The following is a 20,878-nucleotide window of genomic DNA, read 5'->3' as shown; positions in this document are numbered from 1 at the left end:
ATGCGGTTCGGCAGGACGTTCGAGGAGTTCGAGGTCGGGGCGGTCTACCGGCACTGGCCCGGCAAGACGGTCACGGAGTACGACGACCATCTGTTCTGTCTGCTCACCATGAACCACCACCCCCTGCACCTGGACAGCAACTACGCCGAGAAGACCACCGACTTCGGGAAGAACGTCGTCGTGGGCAACTACGTCTACTCGCTGCTGCTGGGCATGTCGGTGCCGGACGTCTCGGGGAAGGCCATCGCCAATCTGGAGGTCGAGTCGCTCAGGCATGTCGCGCCGACCTTCCACGGCGACACCATCTACGGCGAGACGACCGTGCTGGACAAGACCCCGTCGAGGTCGAAGAGCGACCGCGGAATCGTTTATGTGGAGACCAGGGGGTACAAGCAGGACTCCACGGTCGTCTGTGTGTTCCGCCGCAAGGTGATGGTCCCCACCGAGAAGTACATCGAGGAGCGCGGCGGCGAGCAGCCCGGCCGCCCCGAGCCGCGGGAGAAGTGACGCAGCCATGAGCCGACTCGCCCAGACAGCCGGGCTGACCGACATCCAGCGGGAGATCCTGGCGACCGTCAGGGACTTCGTCGACAAGGAGATCCTCCCGGTCGCCACGGAGCTGGAGCACCGCGACGAGTATCCGACGCAGATCGTCGAGGGCCTCAAGGAGCTCGGTCTGTTCGGGCTGATGATCCCCGAGGAGTACGGCGGTCTGGGCGAGTCGCTGCTGACCTACGCGCTCTGTGTGGAGGAGATCGCCCGGGGATGGATGTCCGTCTCCGGCATCATCAACACCCACTTCATCGTGGCGTACCTGCTGAAGCAGCACGGCACCCAGGAGCAGAAGGACGCCTTCCTGCCCCGGATGGCGGCAGGGGAGGTGCGCGGCGCGTTCTCGATGTCCGAGCCCGCTCTCGGCTCCGATGTCTCCGCGATCACGTCCAAGGGGGTGCGGGACGGTGACGCGTATGTGCTGGACGGCCAGAAGATGTGGCTCACCAATGGCGGTACGTCCACCCTGGTCGCCGTGTTGTGCCGTACGGACGAGGGCCATCCGGAGGGCACGGCCCGCCACCGGTCGATGACCACGTTCCTGGTCGAGAAGGAGGCGGGCTTCGGTGAGGTGCGGCCCGGACTCACCATCCCCGGGAAGATCGACAAGATGGGGTACAAGGGGGTCGACACCACCGAACTGATCATGGACGGACTACGCATTCCGGCCAATCGGGTTCTCGGTGGTACGACCGGCCGAGGGTTTTACCAAATGATGGACGGGGTCGAGGTGGGGCGGGTCAATGTCGCGGCGCGTGGCTGTGGCGTCGCCCAGCGTGCTTTCGAACTGGGTGTGGCATATGCCCAGCAACGTCACACCTTCGGGAAGCCCATCGCGCAGCATCAGGCGATCCAGTTCAAGCTGGCTGAAATGGCAACCAAGGTGGAAGCCGCCCATGCGATGATGGTGAACGCGGCACGCAAAAAGGACTCCGGGGAACGAAATGACCTGGAGGCAGGGATGGCGAAGTACCTCGCCTCCGAATTCTGCAAGGAAGTCGTCGAGGACGCCTTCCGGATCCACGGCGGTTACGGCTTCTCCAAGGAGTACGAGATCGAGCGCCTCTACCGCGAGGCACCGATGCTGCTGATCGGCGAGGGTACCGCCGAGATCCAGAAAATGATCATTGGCCGCCGGCTGCTGGAGGAGTACCGATCGCAGACATGATTGTCGCTTTTGATCTTATTTAGCCGCGAAGTAGATCACACCCTGTCGTCGGGAGCCACCGGCTTCCAGCCGCTCGACTCGGCTGCTGGCTTGCTCAGTTGCTGCTCGCAACCGATACCATCGCTGGAAAGCCGCCGTCCCCCGTTACCCGCGCGGCATCATCCGCTACGAAGGTCATCCATGCCCCACAGCCAAACCTCTGCACCACGCGGCCGGGTCCGCCTCGCGCGCGGAGCATCGCCGTGGCTCCTGCCCACCGTCGCCACCGCGGCGATCGGGCTGGTCCGTGCGCGCCGTTCCCGGCGCGCCGCTGTCCTCGCTGTGCCCGCCACCGCGCTCGCGGCGGGCATGCTGTGGTTCTTCCGCGACCCCGAGCGCGAGATCACGCAGGGCCGGGTCATCTCACCGGCCGACGGTGTGGTGCAGAGCATCATGCCGTGGAAGGACGGGCGCACCCGGGTCGCCATCTTCATGAGTCCGCTGAACGTCCATGTCAACCGCGCTCCCCTCGCGGGAACCGTGACCTCCGTCGAGCACATCCCCGGCGGGTTCGTTCCGGCGTTCAACAAGGAGAGCGAGAACAACGAGCGCGTTGTCTGGCACTTCGACACGGAGCTGGGCGACATCGAGATGGTGCAGATCGCGGGAGCGGTGGCCCGTCGCATCGTTCCGTACCTGCCCCAGGGAACCAAGGTGGAACAAGGCGAGCGCATCGGCCTGATCCGTTTCGGCTCGCGTGTCGACATCTACCTTCCGGAAGGTGTCGATGTCGCTGTCGAGGTCGGTCAGACCACGACCGCAGGGGTGACTCGAATTGACCGTGATTGATCCTGATACGCAAGCCGGCTGGGCCGCCGAGGCCGAGGCCGAAGCGGAGGACGACGCGGAGGACATGCCGCTGTCACTGAGGCTGTCGATAGCGGACACCCTCACACTCGGCAATGCCACCTGCGGCTTCATGGCCGTCTACTTCACCACGACCGGCATTCTCATCCCCCATCTCACGGGCAGCGACGAGAGCGGTATGGCGCGGCACTCCGCGGCGACCGCCGTGATCCTGATGCTGTGCGCGGCGATCTTCGACCTGTTCGACGGGCTCGTGGCGCGCAAGCTGCGCAGCTCCCCGATGGGCGCCGAGCTGGACAATCTCTCCGACCTGATCAGCTTCGGCCTCGCCCCCGCGTACTTCGTGCTGGTGTACGGCATGGTCGCGGACGACGCCCATCAGCGGGTCTCGGCGCTGGCGGCGGTCGTGGTGCTGCTGGCCGTGGTCCTGCGGCTGGCCAGATTCTCCTGTGTGACGATGAAGGACGGCATGTTCCAGGGCATGCCGAGCCCCTTCGGCGCGCTGACGGTCATCTCGATCGTGCTGCTGGAGCTTCCGTTCGTACCGACGCTCCTCGCGATCGTCGGGGTGGCGTGGCTGATGGTCAGCCGGGTGGAGTATCCCAAGCCGCGGGGAATTCTCGCGGTGGCGATGCTGAGCTGGATCGTGGCCGCGATGGGGCTGCTGGCGGCCTGGGCGTTCGACGCCCCGGGTGGTCAGCTCCTGCTCCAGACGGGCTGTGCGCTCCAGGTCGTGACGGGCGCGGTCATTCCGCTGTTCGCCACGGCGCGGCGGGTGAACACGTTCCGGGACAACCGCCGCGAGGCGAGGGCGGCTCAGCTTCCGTAACACGCTCGGCCGTCACACGTTCTGCCGTCATACGTTCTGCCGCAACACATCATGACCGTGAGGGCCCGGGTGCGCGAGACGCACCCGGGCCCTCACGGTGTCGTGCGCCCGACCCGAATCCGCAGGAAGGGTGTCTGTCAGCCCGGGAAGGATCCTGTCAGCGGCGTGCCATTCAGCGGCGTGCCATATAGAGGTCCAACGCCTTGTGCAGAAGCTTGTTGAGCGGGTAGTCCCACTCGCCCAGATACTCGACGGCCTCCCCGCCCGTGCCCGCCTTGAAGCGGAGCAGACCGAGGAGCTGGTTGCTCTCGTCCAGGGTGTCGGTGATGCCCCGCAGGTCGTACACGCTCGCGCCCAGCTCGTGGGCGTCGCACATCATGCGCCACTGCACGGCGTTGTTCGGCTGCACCTCGCGCCTGCGAGCGGTGGACGCGCCGTACGAATACCAGACATGGTCGCCGACGGTGAGCATGGTGGCCGCGGAGAGGACCTCGCCGTCGTGATGGGCCAGATAGAGCCGCATCCGGTCGGGGTTCTCCTTGGTCAGCGCGGTCCACATGTTCTGGAAGTAGGTCAGGGGGCGCGGCAGGAACTGATCGCGCTCCGCGGTCTCCCGGTACAGCTCGTAGAAGGCGGGGAGATCCTCGTAGCCGCCCCGTTCCACCTTCACCCCGGCCTTCTCGGCCTTCTTGACGTTGCGCCGCCACTGCTGGTTGAAGCCGCGCTGGATCTCGTCCAGCGTCCGTCCCGCGAAGGGCACATGGAAGACATGGCGGGGCTGGCCCGCGCTGAAGCCGTCGTCGGTGCCGTCCTCGCTCTGCCGCCAGCCCATGCGCTGGAGCCGGTCGGCGATCGCGAACGCGCGCGGGTCGCTCCTGTCCGGCTCGACGTCGCCCAGCCTGCGGACCTCCGGGTCCGCGATCGCCGCCTTGACCTTCTCCGCCGACCAGCGGCGGGCGACGACGGGCGGCCCCATCTTCACCGAGAACGCGCCCCGTGACTTGAGATGGGCCAGCATCGGCTGGAGCCACCGGGCCAGGTCCGGCGCGAACCAGTCGATGGCGGGTCCCTCGGGCAGATAGGCGAGATACCGCTTGATCTTCGGCACCGGCCGGTAGAGGACGAGCCCCGCGCCGATGATGCGCCCCCGTTCGTCGAACCACCCGAGGCTCTCCGCCTGCCAGTCCGGCTTCACGTCCCCCCACGCGGGAACCTGCATGTGGCTGATCGACGGTCTGGCTCCGACGAAGGCCAGATGCTCAGCACGTTTGATCGTCTTCAGGCGGTAAGCCATGGAAGTGCTCCTTCGCTCGGCGCGCAGGCCTGTGGTCAGCAGACCTCTAGTCATACGTGCCGTACGGGCGGGGGCGGGCCCGGACACGCGCGAGGGCAGGAGAGGACACACGTGAGGGCGGGCGGGACAAGGGATGACGCCCCTGTCCGGCCCTCCGCGGTTCTGTTGCCGGTCCTGTCGCCGGTCCTGTCCTTTCCCTTCCTTCCTTCCTGCCAGTCAGGTCAGGTCAGGTCAGGTCAGGTCAGGTCAGGTCAGGTCAGGTCAGGAAATCCTGTGCGATGGCCGTCGCCAGGCGTTCCAGCAGCGGACCCGCCTCCGCCATACAGACGGCGGGGTCCGGCTCCAGCTCGGTCAGGGCGTACGCGCGCCGGATGCCCGCCCGGCCCAGGGCCTCCGGGGGAAGGGCCAGCCGGCCGCAGACCGCGATGACCTCGATGTTCCGCGCGCGGGCCGCCGCCGCGACTCCCGCGGGGGCCTTGCCGTGCAGCGTCTGCTCGTCCAGCGAGCCCTCACCGGTGATGACGAGGGTCGCCCGCGAGAGGGCGGCAGCGAAGCCCAGCACATCGAGCATCACCTCGATGCCGGGGCGGAAGCTCGCGCCGAGACCGACCAGCGCGCCGTAACCGATACCGCCCGCCGCGCCCGCGCCCGGGGAGAGCGCGAGATCGGCCGCCCGGGAGCCGAGGGCCGCCTCCAGGACCGTGGCGTAGTGGGCAAGCGCCGCGTCGAGCGTGGCCACGTCCTCGGGGCTCGCACCCTTCTGCGGGCCGTAGACGGCGGGGGCGCCCTTGGGCCCGGTCAGCGGATTGTCGACATCGCTGGCGAGAACGACCTCCGTCGCGCCCAGTCGGCCGTCCAGACCGGAGAGATCGGCGGTGGCGAGATCGCGCAGACCGCCGCCGCCCGGCCCCACGGGCTGCCCGGCAGCGTCGAGGAACCGCGCGCCGAGCGCGGTGAGCATCCCGGCACCGCCGTCGGTGGTGGCGCTTCCGCCGACACCGAAGACGATGGTGCGGGCGCCCGCGTCGAGCGCGGCGCGCAGCAGTTCGCCGGACCCGTATGTCGTCGCCGTCAGCGGTGCGAAGACCCCGGCGGGGAGGTGCTGGAGGCCGGACGCCTCCGCCATCTCGACGACGGCCGTACCGTCCCGCAGGGCGTAGGCCGCGGTCAGCTCTTCGCCGAGCGGGCCGGTGACCCGTACCTCCCGCCGTTCGAAACCGGCCGCCACGGCCGCCACGACGGTGCCGTCGCCGCCGTCCGCGACGGGCAGGGTCTCGACCGTCACCTGGGGGGCGACCCGGCGCAGCCCGGCCGTCACGCGCTCCGCGACCTGCACGGCCGTGAGTGAGCCCTTGAACTTGTCCGCCGCGATCAGTACGCGGGCGACCTCGGTTACTGCTCCGTCCGTCACGTTGCATCCCTCTGCTCTCGAACAGGCAGTCGCGCCGCTCCGACCCTAGCCGCCCGGCGCCTCTCTGCCCATGCCCCGGACCGCGAGGCGGGACCCGCGAGCCCGGCACGGTCCACACGAGAGGCCCCAGGGTCTTTCGTGTGGATCAGGCTGGATGAGGGAGCGGGGTCCGGTGCTGTGGATCGCAAGGCGGAGGAGGGAGCCCACGCGGAGCGTCGGCTCCGTCCTCCGCCGTCAACGCGGCGAGGCGCGGTGCCGGGGCACGCGAGCCCAGCAAGATCCACACGAGAGGCCCTAGGCTTCTCGTGTGACGGATACGGATACCGAATACGCCGCGTACATCGCGGGCCTCCCCCGAGTCCTCGCCGGCGCGGCCATGCTGTTCAGGGACCGCGAGGGCCGCGTACTGATCGTCGAGCCCAACTATCGGGAGGGCTGGGCCCTGCCGGGCGGAACGGTCGAGTCCGACGAGGGCGAGACCCCGCGCGCGGGTGCCCGGCGGGAGACGCTCGAAGAGATAGGGCTCGACGTCGAGCCGGGCCGGCTACTGGCCGTCGACTGGGTACCGGGCAAGGCCCGCCCGCCGATCGCGGCGTATCTCTACGACGGCGGGGTGCTGGACGAGGACCAGCTCGCGGCGATCAGGCTCCAGGAGGAGGAGCTGCTGTCGTGGCGGCTGATCGACCGTGAGGAGATCCCGGTGTATCTGCTGGGGTCGCTCGGGCCGCGGGTGCTGGCGGCGCTCGACGCGGTGGAGTCGGGCGCGGGCACCGTGGAACTGGAGAACGGCCGCCGGCCGTAGGTCTCGCGGGTCCGGGGGCCGCTCACCGCTCGGTTGACCTTCAGGCTGCCTGAACGTCGACAATCGCCGCCATGGACAGCGACAGCATCACCATGGACAGCACGGCGGACGGCGCCCCGGAGCCTGCGGAGTTCCGGGAGCTACCGGAACTCCGGGAACTCCCGGGACTCCCGGAGCTCTCCGAACTGCTGAGCATCAGCACGTTCGCACGACGGGTCGGGCTCGCCCCGAGCGCGCTGCGCTTCTACGACGACTGCCGGGTGCTCCGGCCCGCGCGGGTCGACGGCGCGACCGGCTACCGCTACTACAGCCCCGGCCAGGAGCCCCGGGCCCGGCTGTTGCGCGGTCTGCGGCTGGCCGGTCTGCCGCTCGCCGACGCCGGTGTCGTACTGGACGGCCCCGCCGAGGAGGCGCGCGCCGTGCTGGAACGCCATCAGGAGGCCGTACGGAACCGGACCAGGACCGCTGACGCCACCATCACGGAGATCCTGCGCTCCCTCTCCCCCGCTGAGGACGGCGCCACGCTCCGGACCCGGGCCACGCAGAGCGGGGCCACGGACATCGCGTACCGCACCACGGTACGGCTCGGCGGTGCGGAGCTGGCCAGTGCCGTACGGCAGGTCGTACCGGCGGTGGGGCGGGACGCCGAGCACCCGGTGCTCGGCTGTGTCCTGGTGGAGATCGACGACTCCGAGGTCCGCTTGGTGGCCACCGACCGCTACCGGCTGTCCCTGCGCGTCCTGAGCCCCGCGACGGTGACCGGGCCCCCGCGCCGGCTGCTGCTGGAGGCGGCCGAGCTGATCGAGACCGGGGCGTGGGCCACCCGTCACCGGGAGGTGACCATCGAGGCGGGCCGGGACAGCGCCCGGGTGTGGAGTACGGACGAGTCCGTGTCCCGTGTGCTCGCCCCGTTCGACGGCCAATTCCCCGCGTACCGCGAGATTCTGCCGGATCTGCCCTCGTCCGGGCACCGCGTGATCGTGGACCGGGCCGCCCTTCTGGACGCTCTGTACGGCTTCGAGGACGCGCCGGGAATCGCGCTGCGGCTCGGCCGGGACGAGGCCTCGGTCTCGCTGCCCGACGGTTCCCGTATCACCGCTCTGCCCGCCGCCGTCCTGGGCGACGCGCCCCTGCGTGTCGGCTTCGATCCCGCCGTACTGGCTCCGGCCCTGGAGGCGGGTGTCGGCCCCGACGTCCTGCTGGAGATCTCCACCGCCACCCGTCCGGTCCTGGTGCGCTCCGCCGACCAGGGCAGTTTCACCACCTTGGTGATGCCGATCGCCTTGACCGGCGACACCGATCGCCCATGGTCGAATTGACGGTCCATCAACGACTATGCGCCAGGTTCATCCGGTGTCGGCCCGCCATACACCCCCGCACGGCATGATGCTCGAGTCCCACGCCCTGGTCCCACCCCCCTGGAGGACTCATGCGAAGCCGGACCCGGACCCGCGGCCGACGGGCGGCCCTGTTCATTTCTCTGTTCACCTCCCTGTGCGTGGTCCCGGCCGTCCTCGTCGGTACGACCGGCGGCACGGCGCAGGCACAGACGCAGACGCGGGTCCCGGCGCAGGAGCGGGTCCCGGTGCAGGAGCGGGTCCAGGTGCAGGAGCGGGTCCAGGCCGAGGAGCGGGTCCAGGCCGAGGCGGGGGCCCGGGTTCAGGCCCCGGTGCAGGCCGGGCGCGGGTCCGTGGACGCGGTCGGCCGCTCCGCGGACCGGCTCCCCGCGCCGCCGACGGCCGTCGACGGCGGTGCCTGGCAGTCGGGTCATCTCCAGGGCATGGCCATCGACCGCGCCAAGGGCCATATGTATTTCTCCTTCACCAACCTCCTGGTGAAGACGGATCTGCGCGGCACCCCCCTCGGCTCGGTCACCGGCCTGACCGGTCATCTCGGTGATCTGGACATCGACGCGCGGGACGGCCGGATCTACGGCTCACTGGAGTACAAGGCCGCGAAGGCCTTCTACATCGCCGTGTTCGACGGAGACCGCATCACCCGTATGAACATGGACGCCGAGTCCACGGGCGTGCTCTCCACCGTTCATCTCGAAGAGGTCGTACGGGACTACTCGGCCGACATGAACGGCGACGGTGTCTTCGACGGCGACACCGCGGGCACCCCCGACCACCGCTACGGATGCAGCGGTATCGACGGGGTCGCGTTCGGCCCGGCCTTCGACGGGAAGGGCGGAACCAGGCTGACGGTCGCCTACGGGGTCTATGCCAACACCGGCCGCCAGGACAACGACCACCAGGTGCTGCTCCAGTACGACGTACGGCGGTGGAAGCAGTACGAGCGGCCGCTCACCGAGGACGCTCCGCACACGAGCGGTCCGGCCGCCCCCGACGGCAAGTACTTCGTGTACACCGGCAACACCACGTACGGCGTACAGAACCTGGAGTACGACGCGTCCCAGGGCGATTGGCTGCTGGCCGTGTACAAGGGCACGAAGACGTCGTTCCCCAACTACTCCCTCTTCGTGGTCGACGGCTCGAAGGATCCCGTCCGGGGCACCATCCGGGGTCAGCAGCGGCCCGAGCGCGGTCTGCTGCTGTCACTCCTCCCCCACGGGCTGTACGACGCGCCCTCCGGTGTGTACGGCTGGACGTCGGCCGGTCAGTACGGGCTGGTCTCGCTCGACGACGGCCGCCACTACCTGGCCGAGGCCGGTACGGTCCAGGTCGACGGTGTCACCCACCAGACCGGCCGCGCCGTACTGCACCGCTGGACGGGCGTGGCTCCGACGCCCTTCGCGCCGCTGCCGTCCCCCGGTCCCGCGGGGTCGCCGCTGCCGTCGGCGGTGACCCCGCCCGCGGGGCAATTCGTTCGCCGCTCCCAGCCCCCGCTGCGTACGCTCGCACCATGACTCTCGTCGCGATCCTGAGCGGCGCCGGCATCTCCACCGACTCCGGCATCCCCGACTACCGGGGTCCGAACGGCCTGTGGCGGCGCGATCCCGGGGCCGAGAAGCTGGTCACGTTCGACCTGTACATGACCGACCCGGAGATCCGGCGCCGGTCCTGGCGGATGCGCAGCGACAGTCCCACACTGCGCGCCCGGCCCAACGGCGCCCATCGCGCGGTGGCGGAGCTGGACCGCTCGGGAACGGCGGTCCGGGTGATCACCCAGAACGTCGACGGACTGCACCAGCTCGCCGGGATGCCGGCCCGCAAGGTACTCGAACTGCACGGCACCGCGCGGAGGATCAGCTGTACCCGGTGCCATGCCCGGTCCTCGATGGAGGAGGCGCTGAGCCGGGTGGCGGCGGGCGAGGAGGACCCGCGCTGCCGGGTGTGCGACGGGATCCTCAAGTCGGCGACGGTGATGTTCGGCGAACGGCTCGACCCCGAGGTGCTGGCCCGGTCGATGGCGATCGCGAAGGCGTGCGAGGTGTTCATCGCGGTCGGTACGACCCTCCAGGTGCAGCCGGCCGCCTCGCTGGCGGGGATCGCCGCCGACCACGGAGCGCGGCTCATCGTGGTGAACGCCGAGCCGACGCCGTACGACGACCGCGCCGACGAGATCATTCGTGAGCCGATCGGTACGGCGCTGCCCGCGCTGCTGACGAGATACCGCGGCGACTGACGCGCCGGTCGCTCTCCCCACGGCCGCCGCGCGGACGGCCCGTCGGCGCCAGCGCCGGCGTCACGGCCGGCATCGGCATCGGCATCAGCATCAGCATCAGCATCAGAAGAGCGTGGCGGTGACCGGGACGTCGGCCGCCGCGCCCTCGAAGGCCAGCAGCCGCTGCTTGCGGTCGAGCCCGCCGCCGTAGCCGGTGAGGCTGCCGGTCGAGCCGATCACCCGGTGGCAGGGCACGATGATGCCGATCGGATTCTTGCCGTTGGCCAGCCCCACCGCGCGTGAGGCGCCCGGCCTGCCGAGAAACTCGGCCAGTTCGCCGTACGAACGGGTCTCGCCGTACGGGATCTTCAAGAGCTGCTCCCAGACACCTCGCTGGAACGGGGTGCCGTCGAGCCGCAACGGCAGATCGAACTCCGTCAGTTCGCCCTCGAAGTACGCGCCGAGCTGGCGCACCACCTCGGTGAACGGCCGGGGGTCCGGGTCCCCGAAGGTCTCCTCGGGCGGCCGATGGCGCTGCCCGACCATGTAGAGGCCCTTCAGGACACCGTCGGCCGCGACGAGCGTGAGCGGTCCGTAGGGACTGTCGATCACGGTGTGCACCGTGCGTGGGGTGTGTGTCGCGTACCTCGTGTGCGTGGTGGAGGTGGGATGCATGGTGCCGTCGGTGGGGTGCATGGTGCCGGTGGGATGCACGGTGCCGTCGGTGGGGTGCTGTCCGGTCATGGTCGAACTTCCTCGCTGGCCCGTGTGGGCTGAACCGTTGGGGTTGAACCGTTGGGGCTGAACAGGGTTATACGGGAAGGCGGTTGATGGCGTGGTCGTCGGTGGCCCAGAGATACTGCACGGCGTAGGCGCGCCAGGGGCGCCAGGCGGCGGCACGCTTCGTGAGCGCGGCGGGGGTGGACGGCAGGCCGAGGCTCCCGGCGGCCCGGCGGATACCGAGATCGGTCGGCAGGAACGCGTCGGGGTCGCCGAGCGCGCGCATCGCGATCACCTCGACCGTCCATGGCCCGAAGCCGGGCAGGGCGGTGAGTTCGGCCCGTGCCCGGTCCCAGTCGCTGTCGGCGCCGAGCCGGATCGAACCGTCGGCGAGCGCCGCGACCAGGGTGGTGAGGGTCGTACGCCGTGTGCGGGGGAGGGCCAGGGTCTCCGGGTCGAGCGCGGCCAGCGCCTCCGGGGCCGGGAAGAGATGGGTCAGCCCGCCCTCGGGATCGTCGACCGGCACCCCGTGCGCGGCGACCAGCCGGGCCGCGTGTGTCCGCGCGGCGGCGGTGGAGACCTGCTGGCCGAGCACGGCCCGTACGGCGAACTCCGCGGCGTCGACGGTACGGGGCACCCGCCGCCCCGGAGCCTTGTCGACGAGCGGTGCCAGTACCGGATCGGCGCGCAGTTGCTCGTCGACGGCGACGGGATCGGCGTCCAGGTCGAGCATCCGGCGGCAGCTGCTGATAGCGAGTGTGAGATCGCGCGGATCGGTGAGGGAGAGCCGGCAGGCGATGTGGTCGGGGCGTGGGGAGAGGGCGACGATGCCATGCCCGTACGGCAGGGAGAGCGTGCGCCGGTAGGCGCCGTCCCGCCACTCCTCGACGCCCGGAACGGCGGTGGCGACGAGATGCCCGAAGAGGTTGTCGGGGTTGAGCGGTGCGCGGAACGGCAGCCGCAGCGAGATCACGCCGGGGGTGCCTGGCCGGTGCCCGTGCGCGTCCCGTGCCGGTGCCCCGTGGGACACATCTGAGGCCCCCGCGCCGTGTGCGCTGTGTGCGCCGCGCGAGGCGCGGGAGCTGCGCGAGGTGAGGGAGCTGCGCGAGGTGAGGGAGCTGCGCGAGGTGAGCGGGGCGCCCAGGCCATGTGAGGCGCGCGTACGCAACTCGCTCGGTGACAGCGCGAAGACCTCACGAACGGTGTCGTTGAAGGCCCGGATGGAGGCGAATCCCGCCGCGAACGCGACCTCGGCCATCGGCAGGGCGGTCGTCTCGATGAGGACGCGTGCGGTCTGCGCCCGCTGCGCGCGAGCCAGCGCGAGCGGTCCCGCTCCCAGCTCGGCGAGGAGCTGGCGCTCGATCTGCCGGGCGGAGTAGCCGAGCCGCCCGGCCAGACCGGGCACCCCCTCCCGGTCGACGACGCCGTCCTGGATGAGCCGCATGGCGCGGGCGACGGTGTCGGCGCGCGCGTTCCACTCCGGCGAGCCGGGGCTGGTGTCCGGCCTGCATCGCTTGCAGGCACGGAAGCCGGCCTGCTGGCAGGCGGCGGCGCTGGGGTAGAAGGTCATGTTCTCGGCTTTGGGCGGCACGACCGGACAGCTCGGCCGGCAGTAGATCCGGGTGGTCAGCACCGCGGTGAAGAACCAGCCGTCGAAGCGCGCGTCCTTGGACCTGACGGCCCGTACGCAGCGCTCGGTATCGGTGTACATGCGTTCAAGCATCCGGCACGGAGAATCCCGGAGCTGGCAGGAAAACGACATCAGCCTTGGGCGGCCCGGAGGCCTGCCGGCGGTCCGGCAGGAGGACTCCGCCACGCCTGTCGTAGCGTCGCCACTCCCTGGAGGTAGCGCCGCTAACGAAAGGGTGTTAACGTTGCTCTCGTCGGGTCGCGAACAGCGCTACTCGGCCGAGACAAGGAGCATCGTCATGACGGAGCAGACCAACACCTCGGATTCCCTGAATTTTTCGAATTCGTCGGATTCGTCGAATTCGTCCGATTCCTCGGGATCCCCGGCTTCCCCCGCTTCCACGGCTTCCCCCGCTTCCCCGGATTCCTCGCGATCCTCGGCCCCGGCTTCCCCGGAGCGGGCGGCACGGGTGGCGATCGTCACCGGCGGATCCCGCGGGATCGGCCGGGAGAGCGCCGAGCGGCTGGCCGCCGACGGCTTCGCCGTCGTCATCAACTACGCGGGGAATGGGGAGGAGGCCGAGGCGACGGTCTCGGCCATCACCGCGGCCGGCGGCCGGGCGGTCGCCTTCCGCGCCGATGTGGCGGACGAGACGGCGGTTTCGGCCCTCTTCGACACCGCGGAGGCCACCTATGGCGGGGTCGACGTGGTCGTGCACGCGGCGGGTGTCATGACACTGGCACCGCTGGTCGAGACGGACCTGGACGCCCTGGACCGTATGCACCGCACGAACATCCGCGGGACGTTCGTCGTCGACCAGCAGGCGGCCCGCAGGCTGCGGAGCGGCGGAGCGGTCATCAACTTCTCCAGCTCCGTCGTGGGACTGGCCCTCCCCGGCTACACCGCCTATGCCGCAACCAAGGGCGCGGTCGAGGCCATGACGCTGATCCTCGCCCGTGAGCTGCGCGGACGGGACATCACCGTCAATGCCGTCGCCCCCGGGCCGACCGCCACCGCTCTGTTCCTGGACGGAAAGGACGAGCAGACCATCGCGAGGATGGCTGGTCAGGCGCCTCTGGAGCGTCTGGGCACACCGCGGGACATAGCCGAGGTCGTCGCCTTTCTCGCCGGTCCCGCCCGCTGGGTGAACGGACAGGTCCTGCGCGCCAACGGCGGCATCGTCTGACATGACCGGCTCCGTCCGGCATGCCGCACACTCACCCTTCCCCCGCCACTTCCCCCGCCCTCGCGGCGCACCGCCGCCTCTTCCGGCACCGCCTCTTCCACCGCCGCCCTTCCACCGCCGCCCTTCCACCACCAACCGATTCCACCAACAACCGAGGAGTTCTGTCATGGGTAAGACAATCGTGATCACGGGTGCCGGCTCCGGCTTCGGAGCACTGGCCGCGCGCTCCCTGGCCCGGGCCGGGCACACCGTCTACGCGGCGATGCGCGACACGACCGGCCGCAACGCCGGCCGCGTCACCGAGGCGCGGGCGTACGCGGCCGAACATCAGGTCGACCTGCGTACGGTGGAACTGGACGTGCTCTCCCAGGAGTCCGCCGACGCGGCGGTCAACACCATTCTGGCCGAGGCCGGTTCGCTGGATGTGGTGATCCACAACGCCGGGCACATGGTGACCGGCCCCACCGAGGCGTTCACCCCGGAGGAACTGGCCGCCGTCTACGACACGAATGTGCTGGGCACCCAGCGCGTCAACCGCGCCGCGCTGCCCCATCTCCGCGCCCAGCAGCACGGACTGGTCCTGTGGATCGGCTCCACGTCCAGCCGTGGCGGCACCCCGCCCTATCTCGCCCCGTACTTCGCCGCCAAGGCCGCCATGGACTCCCTCGCCGTCTCCTACGCCGCCGAGCTGGCCCGCTTCAACATCGAGACCTCCATCGTCGTGCCGGGTTCCTTCACCTCGGGCACCAACCACTTCGCCACCGGCGGCCATCCCTCGGAACAGACCGTCATCCCGGAGTACGAGGCGCGCTACGCCGGCCTGATGGACCAGGTCTCCCAGCGCCTGGCCGATCTCGCCCCCGCCGACGCCGATGTCTCCCAGGTGGCCGACGCCATCGTCGAGGTGGTCGACGCCCCGCACGGCAGCCGTCCCTTCCGGGTCCATGTCGACCCCGCCGACGACGGCTCCGAGGAAGTCAGCCGGGTCGCCGACCGTATCCGCGCCGAATTCCTCACCCGCATAGGCCTCGACGACCTCCTGGCCCCTCACACCGCCGCCCCCGCTCCCACCACCGCGACAAAGTGAGGTCACCATGTGCCCTCCGCCACGCCGGCCCCGCGAGCAGGCCCCGCGGCTGCCCGTGAGTACGCGGCGAAGGATCCTGGAAGTGGCCGCGGCCCTGGTCGCGGAATCCCCGAACGGTGATGTCTCCGTACGGGCCGTGTGTGAGGCCGCGCGGGTGGGAGCCCCGGCCCTCTACCGGAACTTCGGGGACAAGGAGGGGCTGTTGTCGGCCGTGGTCGACCACGGCTTCGACACCTATCTCGCGACGAAGCGGCATGGCCGTCCCCACGCGGACCCCGTGGAGGATCTGCGCGACGGCTGGGACAGCCATGTGGACTTCGCCCTGGGCAATCCCAACCGGTACCGGCTGATGAATTCGCCCGCGATGCGCACACCCCCGGGCGCGGCCCTGGAGTCCCACCGGATCCTCGAACGGGACCTGGGACGGGCCGCGGCCCAGGGCAGGCTGCGCCTCACCCCCGGACTGGCCGCGCAGGTCGTCATGTCGGCCAATGTCGGTGTGGCCCTCATGCTCGTCTCCCGTCCCTCGGCCTTCACCGACCCGGGCACCTCGCGTCGCGTGCGCGACGCGGTGCACGCCGCCGTCCTCGTCCCGGGGGTGCCGGGGCCCCGGCCTACCACCTCCGCCGAGGACACCCCCGCGGACGGCGCCGACGGCGGGACCGGGACACAGGTGGCCTCGGCGGCGGGCCGTTTGAGTGCCCTGCTGCGCGGGCCGGGCGGTTCGGCCCTCAGCACCACGGAGAGGGCTCTGCTGACCGAGTGGCTGGACCGGCTCTCGAACGCTCCCTGAAGCACGTGAGGGGGTTGACCGGGTACGGCGGTGCGTCGGTGCTCAAGGGACATGCCCGTCGGGACGATAAGCAGGTGGTCGCTTGTCATATGTGCCGCAGCAGTGACTGATCGAGGGAGGAAACGGTGACCAGGACCGGCGCGGTATCAGGAGCCGAAGCGCTTCTGCACAGTCTGGTCGGGGCGGGTGTCGATGTGTGCTTCATGAATCCCGGGACGTCGGAGCTGCATTTCGTGCACGCGCTGGACTCCGTCCGCGAGATGCGTGGGGTCCTGGCCCTGTTCGAGGGGGTCGCCACGGGCGCGGCGGACGGTTATGCCCGGATGACCGGCCGCCCCGCCGCGGTACTGCTGCATCTGGGGCCCGGTCTGGGCAACGGTCTGGCGAATCTGCACAATGCCCGCCGGGCGCACAGCCCGCTGCTGTGTGTCGTCGGTTCCCACGCGACCGGTCATGTCCGCTTCGACGCTCCCCTGCAGTCGGACATCGAAGCGCTCGCTCGCACGGTGTCGGGCTGGGTCCACACCTCGGGGACCGCGCGGGACGTGGCCACCGACGCGGTACGGGCGGTGCGGGCCACGAGCCACGACGGCGGTCAGGTGGCGACTCTGGTGCTGCCCGCCGATGTCTCCTGGGAGAGCGGTGCCGCCCCGGTCCCGCCCCGGGCGCCCGTGCCGCCCGATCCGGTGGACGGGCGGACGACGGCCGAGGCGGCGCGGGCGCTGGGCGAGGGCGGGGACACGCTGCTGCTGCTCGGCGGGCGTGCCCTGGCCGAGGCGGGGCTGCGGGCCGCCGACCGCATCGGCCGGGCCACCGGGGCGCGGCTGCTGACCGAGACCTTCCCGGCCCGTATGGAGTGCGGGGCCGGGGTGCCCACGGTGGAGATGCTGGGGTACTTCGTCGACCGGGCCACCGAGCAGTTGTCCGGGGTCCGGCGTATCGTCCTGGCCGGCGCCCGTGCGCCGGTGTCCTTCTTCGCCTACCCCGGCAGGGACGGTGATCTGGTGCCGAAGGGCTGCCAGGTCCTGGAGCTCGCCGAGCCCGGACAGGATGTCATCGCCGCCCTCGAAGAGATCGCGGCGAGGATCGCTCCCGGCGAACGGCCGCGGTCGGCCGTCGCGGTCACGGAGCCGCCGGAGCCGGGTCCCCTGTCGGTGCGGAGTCTGGCACGGGCGGTGGCCCTGACGCTTCCCCCCGGCGCGATCGTGGTCGAGGAGGCCATCACCTCCGGTCTCGCGCTGCCGCCCGTGATGGCCACGGCCGCCCGGCATACGCTGCTGACGCTGACCGGCGGCGCGATCGGCCAGGGCATGCCGGTCGCCACCGGAGCGGCCATCGCCTCGCCGGACCGGCCCGTACTGTCCCTGGAAGCGGACGGCAGTGCCCTGTACACCATCCAGGCGCTGTGGACCCAGGCCCGCGAGCGGCTCGATGTCACCACCGTGATCATCAACAATTCCGCCTACGCGATCCTGCGGATGGAAATGGCCCAGGTGCGCGCGGGAGCCTCCGGCGACCGGTCGGCGCGCATGCTGGATCTCTCGGACCCGGTCACCGACTTCGTCTCCCTCAGCCAGGGCCTGGGCGTACCGGCTCGACGGGTGACCACCGCCGAAGCACTCTCCGACGCCCTCCGTGACGCCTATGCCACCAGCGGTCCCCATCTCGTCGAAGCCATGGTTCCGCCCGCCGTCTGAGGCGCCGTCCGGCGGCGGCCGACCGGGCACCGGCCGCGCACCGGCCGCACCCGTCTGCACGAGCGAGGCGCACGGATGGGAGTGACGATGGAAGAACGCGGATCCCGGATCGTCGACAAGGAGGGTTCCCGTGTCCCAGGCCCTGCCTCCCGTCCTGTCCAATCCCCTGACCAATCGCGGCACCGCGTTCACCACGGAGGAACGCGAGAGACTGGAGCTGGTGGGCTGGCTGCCGGATGCCGTCCTGTCCTTGGACGAGCAGCTCCAGCGCGCGTACGAGCAGCTCCAGCGCCAGCCCGACGCGCTGGCCAAGAATGTGTATCTGGAGCAGTTGCACGACCGCAACGAGGTTCTGTACTACCGGGTGCTGGCCGACCATCTCGCGGAACTGCTGCCGATCGTCTACGACCCCACGGTGGGGGACGCGATCAAGCGGTACAGCCATGAGTTCCGCCGCCCGCGCGGGGTGTATCTGTCCATCGACCACCCACAGGACATCCGGACCGCCTTCGAGCAGCAGGGTCTGGGGCCCGACGATGTCGACATGCTGGTGGTCACCGACGCGCAGGAGATCCTCGGTATCGGTGACTGGGGGGTCAACGGTGTGCAGATCTCGGTGGGCAAACTCGCCGTCTACACCGCGGCGGCCGGTCTGCATCCCGACCGCTGCCTGCCCGTCGTGCTGGACGTGGGCACCGACAACGAAACGCTGCTCAACGACCCCCTCTATCTCGGCGTACGGCGCAGCCGCGCCCGAGGCGCGCGTTACGACGATTTCGTCGCCTCCTATCTGGAGACGGCCGCCGATCTGTTCCCGCACGCGCTGCTGCACTTCGAGGATTTCGGGCCGGACAACGCCCGTCGCATCCTGGAGCAGAACGCCGACCGCTACCGGATCTTCAACGACGATCTCCAGGGCACGGGGGCGATCACCCTCGCCGCCGTGATCTCCGCCGTGAAGGTCACCAAGACCCCGTTCCGCGATCAGCGGGTGGTGGTCTTCGGAGCCGGCACCGCGGGGGTGGGGATCGCCGACCAGCTCGTGGAGGCGATGGTCAGGGACGGTCTGGAACCGGCCGACGCGGTGCGCCGGGTGTGGCTGGTGGACAAGCAGGGGCTGCTCACCGACGACATGGACGGTCTGCGGGACTACCAGCACGAGTACGCCCGCCCCGCGGCCGAGGTGAGTGACTGGTCGGACCGGGACGGTATCGGCCTGCTGGCCACGGTGCGCCATGCGCGGCCCACCCTTCTGATCGGAACGTCCACCGCCCCGGGCACCTTCACCCGGGAGGTGGTGAGCGCGATGGCCGGGCATGTCGAGCGGCCGGTGATCTTCCCGCTCTCCAACCCCACGGAGCGGATCGAGGCGATGCCCGCCGACATCCTCGCCTGGAGCGACGGCAAAGCGCTGACCACCGCGGGCATCCCCGTCGACCCCGTCGAGCTGAACGGCGTCCGGCATGTCATCGGCCAGGCGAACAACGCCCTGCTCTACCCGGGACTGGGCCTGGGCACCGTTGTCTCGCGGGCCCGGCGGGTGACCCCCGGCATGCTGCTGGCCGCCGCGGAAGCGGTCGCGGAACAGGCGCGGGTGGGCGCGCCGGGCGCGTCCCTGCTGCCGCCGGTGTCGGACCTGCGCGCCTCCTCCGCCACCGTGGCCGTCGCCGTCGCGCGCGCCGCGATCTCGGAGGGCGTCGCCGAGAACGCCCCGGAGGATCTGGTGCAGGCCGTGCAGGACGCGATGTGGCAGCCGCGGTACGGCCCCCTGCCCGACGAGGGGAGTGTCCGATGAGCGGCACGCCTCCGGTGGTGCGGGATCTGCCGATCGGCATCGAGGCCGAGGGCGCCCGTACCGAACGTGACTCACTGGGCGCCGTGGAGGTGCCCGCCGACCGGTACTGGGGCGCGCAGACGCAGCGCTCGCTGATCCACTTCTCGATCGGCGACGACCGGATGCCCAAGGCCGTCTACCACGCCTACGGCTATGTCAAGAAGGCCGCCGCCCTGGTCAACGGCCGCGACGGCCGGCTGCCCCGCTGGCAGTCGGATCTGATCGCCAAGGTCGCCGACGAGGTGATCGCCGGGGATCTCGACGCGCACTTCCCGCTCTATGTCTGGCAGACCGGCTCCGGCACCCAGAGCAATATGAATGTCAACGAGGTGATCGGCAACCGCGCGATCCAGCTCGTCGGCGGCGCCCTCGGTTCGCGTACGCCGGTCCACCCCAATGACCACGTCAATATGGGGCAGTCCTCGAACGACACGTTTCCCACCGCGATGCATCTCGCCACCGTGCGGGCGCTGCACGACGATGTACTGCCCTCGCTGGCGGCGCTCACCCAGGCCGTCTCGGACAAGGCCGAGTCATGGCGCGAGGTGGTCAAGGTCGGGCGTACGCATCTCCAGGACGCGGTCCCGCTGACCGTCGGCCAGGAGTGGTCCGGCTACGCCGCCCAGCTCGCCGACGCCCATGAGCGTGTCCGCGCCACCCTGCCCGCGCTGTACGAGCTGGCGATCGGCGGGACCGCCGTCGGCACCGGGCTCAACGCTCCCGAGAACTTCGGTACCGCGGTCGCCGCCGAGCTGGCCCGTCTCACCGGCCGTCCCTTCCGGGTGGCGGCCAACCATTTCGCGGCTCAGGGCGGGCTGGACGCGATGGCCGCCGCCTCCGCGGGACTGCGCGCGGTGGCTGTGCCGCTGATGAAGATCGCCAACGATCTGCGCTGGCTGGCCTCCGGGCCGCGCTGCGGTCTGGGCGAACTCGCCCTGCCCGCCAACGAGCCCGGCAGCTCGATCATGCCCGGCAAGATCAACCCGACCCAGTGCGAAGCCATGGTGATGGTCTGCATCCAGGTCCTCGGCGAGGACAGCGCCGTCGCCCTCGCGGCGAGCCAGGGCAATTTCGAACTCAACGCCATGCGTCCGGTCATCATCAGCAATGTGCTGCACTGCGCCCGGATCCTCGCCGACGCGAGCGAGAAACTGCGGGTCTACTGCATCGAGGGCACCGAACTCCACCGTGACCGTATCGACGAGGACGTCGCGCGCTCGTTGATGCTGGTCACCGCCCTCTCCCCCGAGATCGGTTACGACCGGGCCAGCGAGATCGCCCACCGGGCCGCCGAGGAGGGCACCACCCTGCGCGAAACCGCGCTCGCCACCGGCTATCTCAGCGCGGAGGAGTACGACCGCGTCATCAACCCCCGCGCGATGGCCGGGCTTTCCGGCTGACACCGTGAGGCCCCCGGGCCCGAAGCGCCGGGACCCGAAGGCGCCCGGGGCGGACGTGGTTC

The 20,878-nt window shown here is 70.4% G+C and carries 19 protein-coding genes; 14 read left to right on the top strand and 5 right to left on the bottom strand.

The genetic code is table 11. The features are described from left to right. From ACFYYH_RS00725 to pssA, 4 genes are all read left to right on the top strand, one after another. The gene (locus ACFYYH_RS00725) at positions 1–507 is read left to right on the top strand and encodes a MaoC family dehydratase (protein WP_388543993.1); all 507 of its coding nucleotides are present in this window, start codon (positions 1–3) and stop codon (positions 505–507) included. A 7-nt stretch (positions 508–514) separates the two neighbouring features. Beyond that, positions 515–1,720 carry an acyl-CoA dehydrogenase family protein gene (locus tag ACFYYH_RS00720; RefSeq protein WP_388543990.1) on the top strand — a complete coding sequence of 402 codons (1,206 nt, stop codon included), beginning with the start codon at positions 515–517 and terminating at the stop codon, positions 1,718–1,720. Between the two features lie 180 nt (positions 1,721–1,900). Further along, on the top strand, positions 1,901–2,548 hold the full coding sequence (locus tag ACFYYH_RS00715; protein WP_066943027.1) for a phosphatidylserine decarboxylase: 648 nt from the start codon (positions 1,901–1,903) through the stop codon (positions 2,546–2,548). Further along, positions 2,541–3,395 (top strand): CDP-diacylglycerol--serine O-phosphatidyltransferase, encoded by an 855-nt coding sequence (gene pssA / locus ACFYYH_RS00710; protein WP_388545242.1) that lies wholly within the window; start codon positions 2,541–2,543, stop codon positions 3,393–3,395. Before ACFYYH_RS00715 ends, pssA begins: the two co-directional genes overlap by 8 nt. A 172-nt stretch (positions 3,396–3,567) precedes the next feature. Here pssA and ACFYYH_RS00705 read toward each other — a convergent pair whose 3' ends face one another. Next, a complete protein-coding gene (locus ACFYYH_RS00705) occupies positions 3,568–4,689 on the bottom strand; it encodes a lipid II:glycine glycyltransferase FemX (RefSeq protein WP_388543987.1) in 1,122 nt (373 codons plus the stop codon). Positions 4,690–4,945: 256 nt separating this feature from the next. Then, the gene (locus tag ACFYYH_RS00700; protein WP_388543984.1) at positions 4,946–6,100 is read right to left on the bottom strand and encodes a glycerate kinase; all 1,155 of its coding nucleotides are present in this window, start codon (positions 6,098–6,100) and stop codon (positions 4,946–4,948) included. Positions 6,101–6,407: 307 nt separating this feature from the next. Here ACFYYH_RS00700 and ACFYYH_RS00695 point away from each other — a divergent pair, with 307 nt between their 5' ends. The 4 genes from ACFYYH_RS00695 to ACFYYH_RS00680 all read left to right on the top strand — a co-directional run bounded on the left by ACFYYH_RS00695 (position 6,408) and on the right by ACFYYH_RS00680 (position 10,490). Next, positions 6,408–6,902, top strand: a complete 495-nt coding sequence (locus ACFYYH_RS00695) for an NUDIX domain-containing protein (protein ID WP_388543981.1) — start codon at positions 6,408–6,410, stop codon at positions 6,900–6,902. Between the two features lie 71 nt (positions 6,903–6,973). Beyond that, on the top strand, positions 6,974–8,221 hold the full coding sequence (locus ACFYYH_RS00690) for a MerR family transcriptional regulator (protein ID WP_388543977.1): 1,248 nt from the start codon (positions 6,974–6,976) through the stop codon (positions 8,219–8,221). Between the two features lie 110 nt (positions 8,222–8,331). Further along, complete coding sequence (locus tag ACFYYH_RS00685; RefSeq protein WP_388543974.1) at positions 8,332–9,771, top strand: hypothetical protein; 1,440 nt, start codon at positions 8,332–8,334, stop codon at positions 9,769–9,771. Then, the gene (locus tag ACFYYH_RS00680) at positions 9,768–10,490 is read left to right on the top strand and encodes an NAD-dependent deacetylase (protein WP_388543971.1); all 723 of its coding nucleotides are present in this window, start codon (positions 9,768–9,770) and stop codon (positions 10,488–10,490) included. The genes ACFYYH_RS00685 and ACFYYH_RS00680 overlap by 4 nt, the downstream gene beginning before the upstream one ends. Before the next feature lie 102 nt (positions 10,491–10,592). Here ACFYYH_RS00680 and ACFYYH_RS00675 read toward each other — a convergent pair whose 3' ends face one another. From ACFYYH_RS00675 to ACFYYH_RS00665, 3 genes are all read right to left on the bottom strand, one after another. Continuing rightward, on the bottom strand, positions 10,593–11,144 hold the full coding sequence (locus ACFYYH_RS00675) for a methylated-DNA--[protein]-cysteine S-methyltransferase (RefSeq protein ID WP_388545240.1): 552 nt from the start codon (positions 11,142–11,144) through the stop codon (positions 10,593–10,595). A 136-nt stretch (positions 11,145–11,280) separates the two neighbouring features. Beyond that, a complete protein-coding gene (locus tag ACFYYH_RS00670; protein ID WP_388543968.1) occupies positions 11,281–12,900 on the bottom strand; it encodes an AlkA N-terminal domain-containing protein in 1,620 nt (539 codons plus the stop codon). Positions 12,901–13,089: 189 nt separating this feature from the next. Continuing rightward, positions 13,090–13,302, bottom strand: a complete 213-nt coding sequence (locus tag ACFYYH_RS00665) for a hypothetical protein (protein ID WP_388543965.1) — start codon at positions 13,300–13,302, stop codon at positions 13,090–13,092. On the opposite strand from ACFYYH_RS00665, the gene ACFYYH_RS00660 reads away from it, so the two are divergent. The 6 genes from ACFYYH_RS00660 (at position 13,289) to fumC (ending at position 20,816) form a co-directional block, all read left to right on the top strand. Further along, complete coding sequence (locus tag ACFYYH_RS00660; RefSeq protein WP_388543963.1) at positions 13,289–14,005, top strand: SDR family oxidoreductase; 717 nt, start codon at positions 13,289–13,291, stop codon at positions 14,003–14,005. The two genes, ACFYYH_RS00665 and ACFYYH_RS00660, sit on opposite strands and share 14 nt — an antisense overlap. A gap of 166 nt (positions 14,006–14,171) precedes the next feature. Further along, positions 14,172–15,092 carry an SDR family oxidoreductase gene (locus ACFYYH_RS00655; RefSeq protein WP_388543960.1) on the top strand — a complete coding sequence of 307 codons (921 nt, stop codon included), beginning with the start codon at positions 14,172–14,174 and terminating at the stop codon, positions 15,090–15,092. Positions 15,093–15,174: 82 nt separating this feature from the next. Beyond that, entirely contained in the window at positions 15,175–15,885 is a 711-nt protein-coding gene (locus tag ACFYYH_RS00650) for a TetR/AcrR family transcriptional regulator (protein WP_388543957.1), read from the top strand. A 125-nt stretch (positions 15,886–16,010) separates the two neighbouring features. Then, positions 16,011–17,582 (top strand): acetolactate synthase large subunit, encoded by a 1,572-nt coding sequence (locus ACFYYH_RS00645; RefSeq protein WP_388543954.1) that lies wholly within the window; start codon positions 16,011–16,013, stop codon positions 17,580–17,582. 130 nt (positions 17,583–17,712) lie between these two features. Beyond that, positions 17,713–19,377, top strand: a complete 1,665-nt coding sequence (locus ACFYYH_RS00640) for an NAD-dependent malic enzyme (RefSeq protein WP_388543951.1) — start codon at positions 17,713–17,715, stop codon at positions 19,375–19,377. Then, the gene (gene fumC / locus ACFYYH_RS00635) at positions 19,374–20,816 is read left to right on the top strand and encodes a class II fumarate hydratase (RefSeq protein WP_388543948.1); all 1,443 of its coding nucleotides are present in this window, start codon (positions 19,374–19,376) and stop codon (positions 20,814–20,816) included. Before ACFYYH_RS00640 ends, fumC begins: the two co-directional genes overlap by 4 nt. Positions 20,817–20,878: the final 62 nt, after the last annotated feature.

Source organism: Streptomyces sp. NPDC002018 (assembly GCF_042890865.1).
Classification (GTDB): Bacteria; Actinomycetota; Actinomycetes; order Streptomycetales; family Streptomycetaceae; genus Streptomyces.
This window is presented reverse-complemented; position numbering and strand designations above follow the sequence as displayed.

Coding starts and splice junctions, on each gene's coding strand:
- ACFYYH_RS00725 (WP_388543993.1), top strand. CDS start 1: ATGCGGTTCGGCAGGACGTTCGAGGAGTTCGAGGTCGGGGCGGTCTAC.
- ACFYYH_RS00720 (WP_388543990.1), top strand. CDS start 515: ATGAGCCGACTCGCCCAGACAGCCGGGCTGACCGACATCCAGCGGGAG.
- ACFYYH_RS00715 (WP_066943027.1), top strand. CDS start 1,901: ATGCCCCACAGCCAAACCTCTGCACCACGCGGCCGGGTCCGCCTCGCG.
- ACFYYH_RS00705 (WP_388543987.1), bottom strand. CDS start 4,689: ATGGCTTACCGCCTGAAGACGATCAAACGTGCTGAGCATCTGGCCTTC.
- ACFYYH_RS00690 (WP_388543977.1), top strand. CDS start 6,974: ATGGACAGCGACAGCATCACCATGGACAGCACGGCGGACGGCGCCCCG.
- ACFYYH_RS00685 (WP_388543974.1), top strand. CDS start 8,332: ATGCGAAGCCGGACCCGGACCCGCGGCCGACGGGCGGCCCTGTTCATT.
- ACFYYH_RS00680 (WP_388543971.1), top strand. CDS start 9,768: ATGACTCTCGTCGCGATCCTGAGCGGCGCCGGCATCTCCACCGACTCC.
- ACFYYH_RS00675 (WP_388545240.1), bottom strand. CDS start 11,144: ATGCATCCCACCTCCACCACGCACACGAGGTACGCGACACACACCCCA.
- ACFYYH_RS00670 (WP_388543968.1), bottom strand. CDS start 12,900: ATGTACACCGATACCGAGCGCTGCGTACGGGCCGTCAGGTCCAAGGAC.
- ACFYYH_RS00655 (WP_388543960.1), top strand. CDS start 14,172: ATGGGTAAGACAATCGTGATCACGGGTGCCGGCTCCGGCTTCGGAGCA.
- fumC (WP_388543948.1), top strand. CDS start 19,374: ATGAGCGGCACGCCTCCGGTGGTGCGGGATCTGCCGATCGGCATCGAG.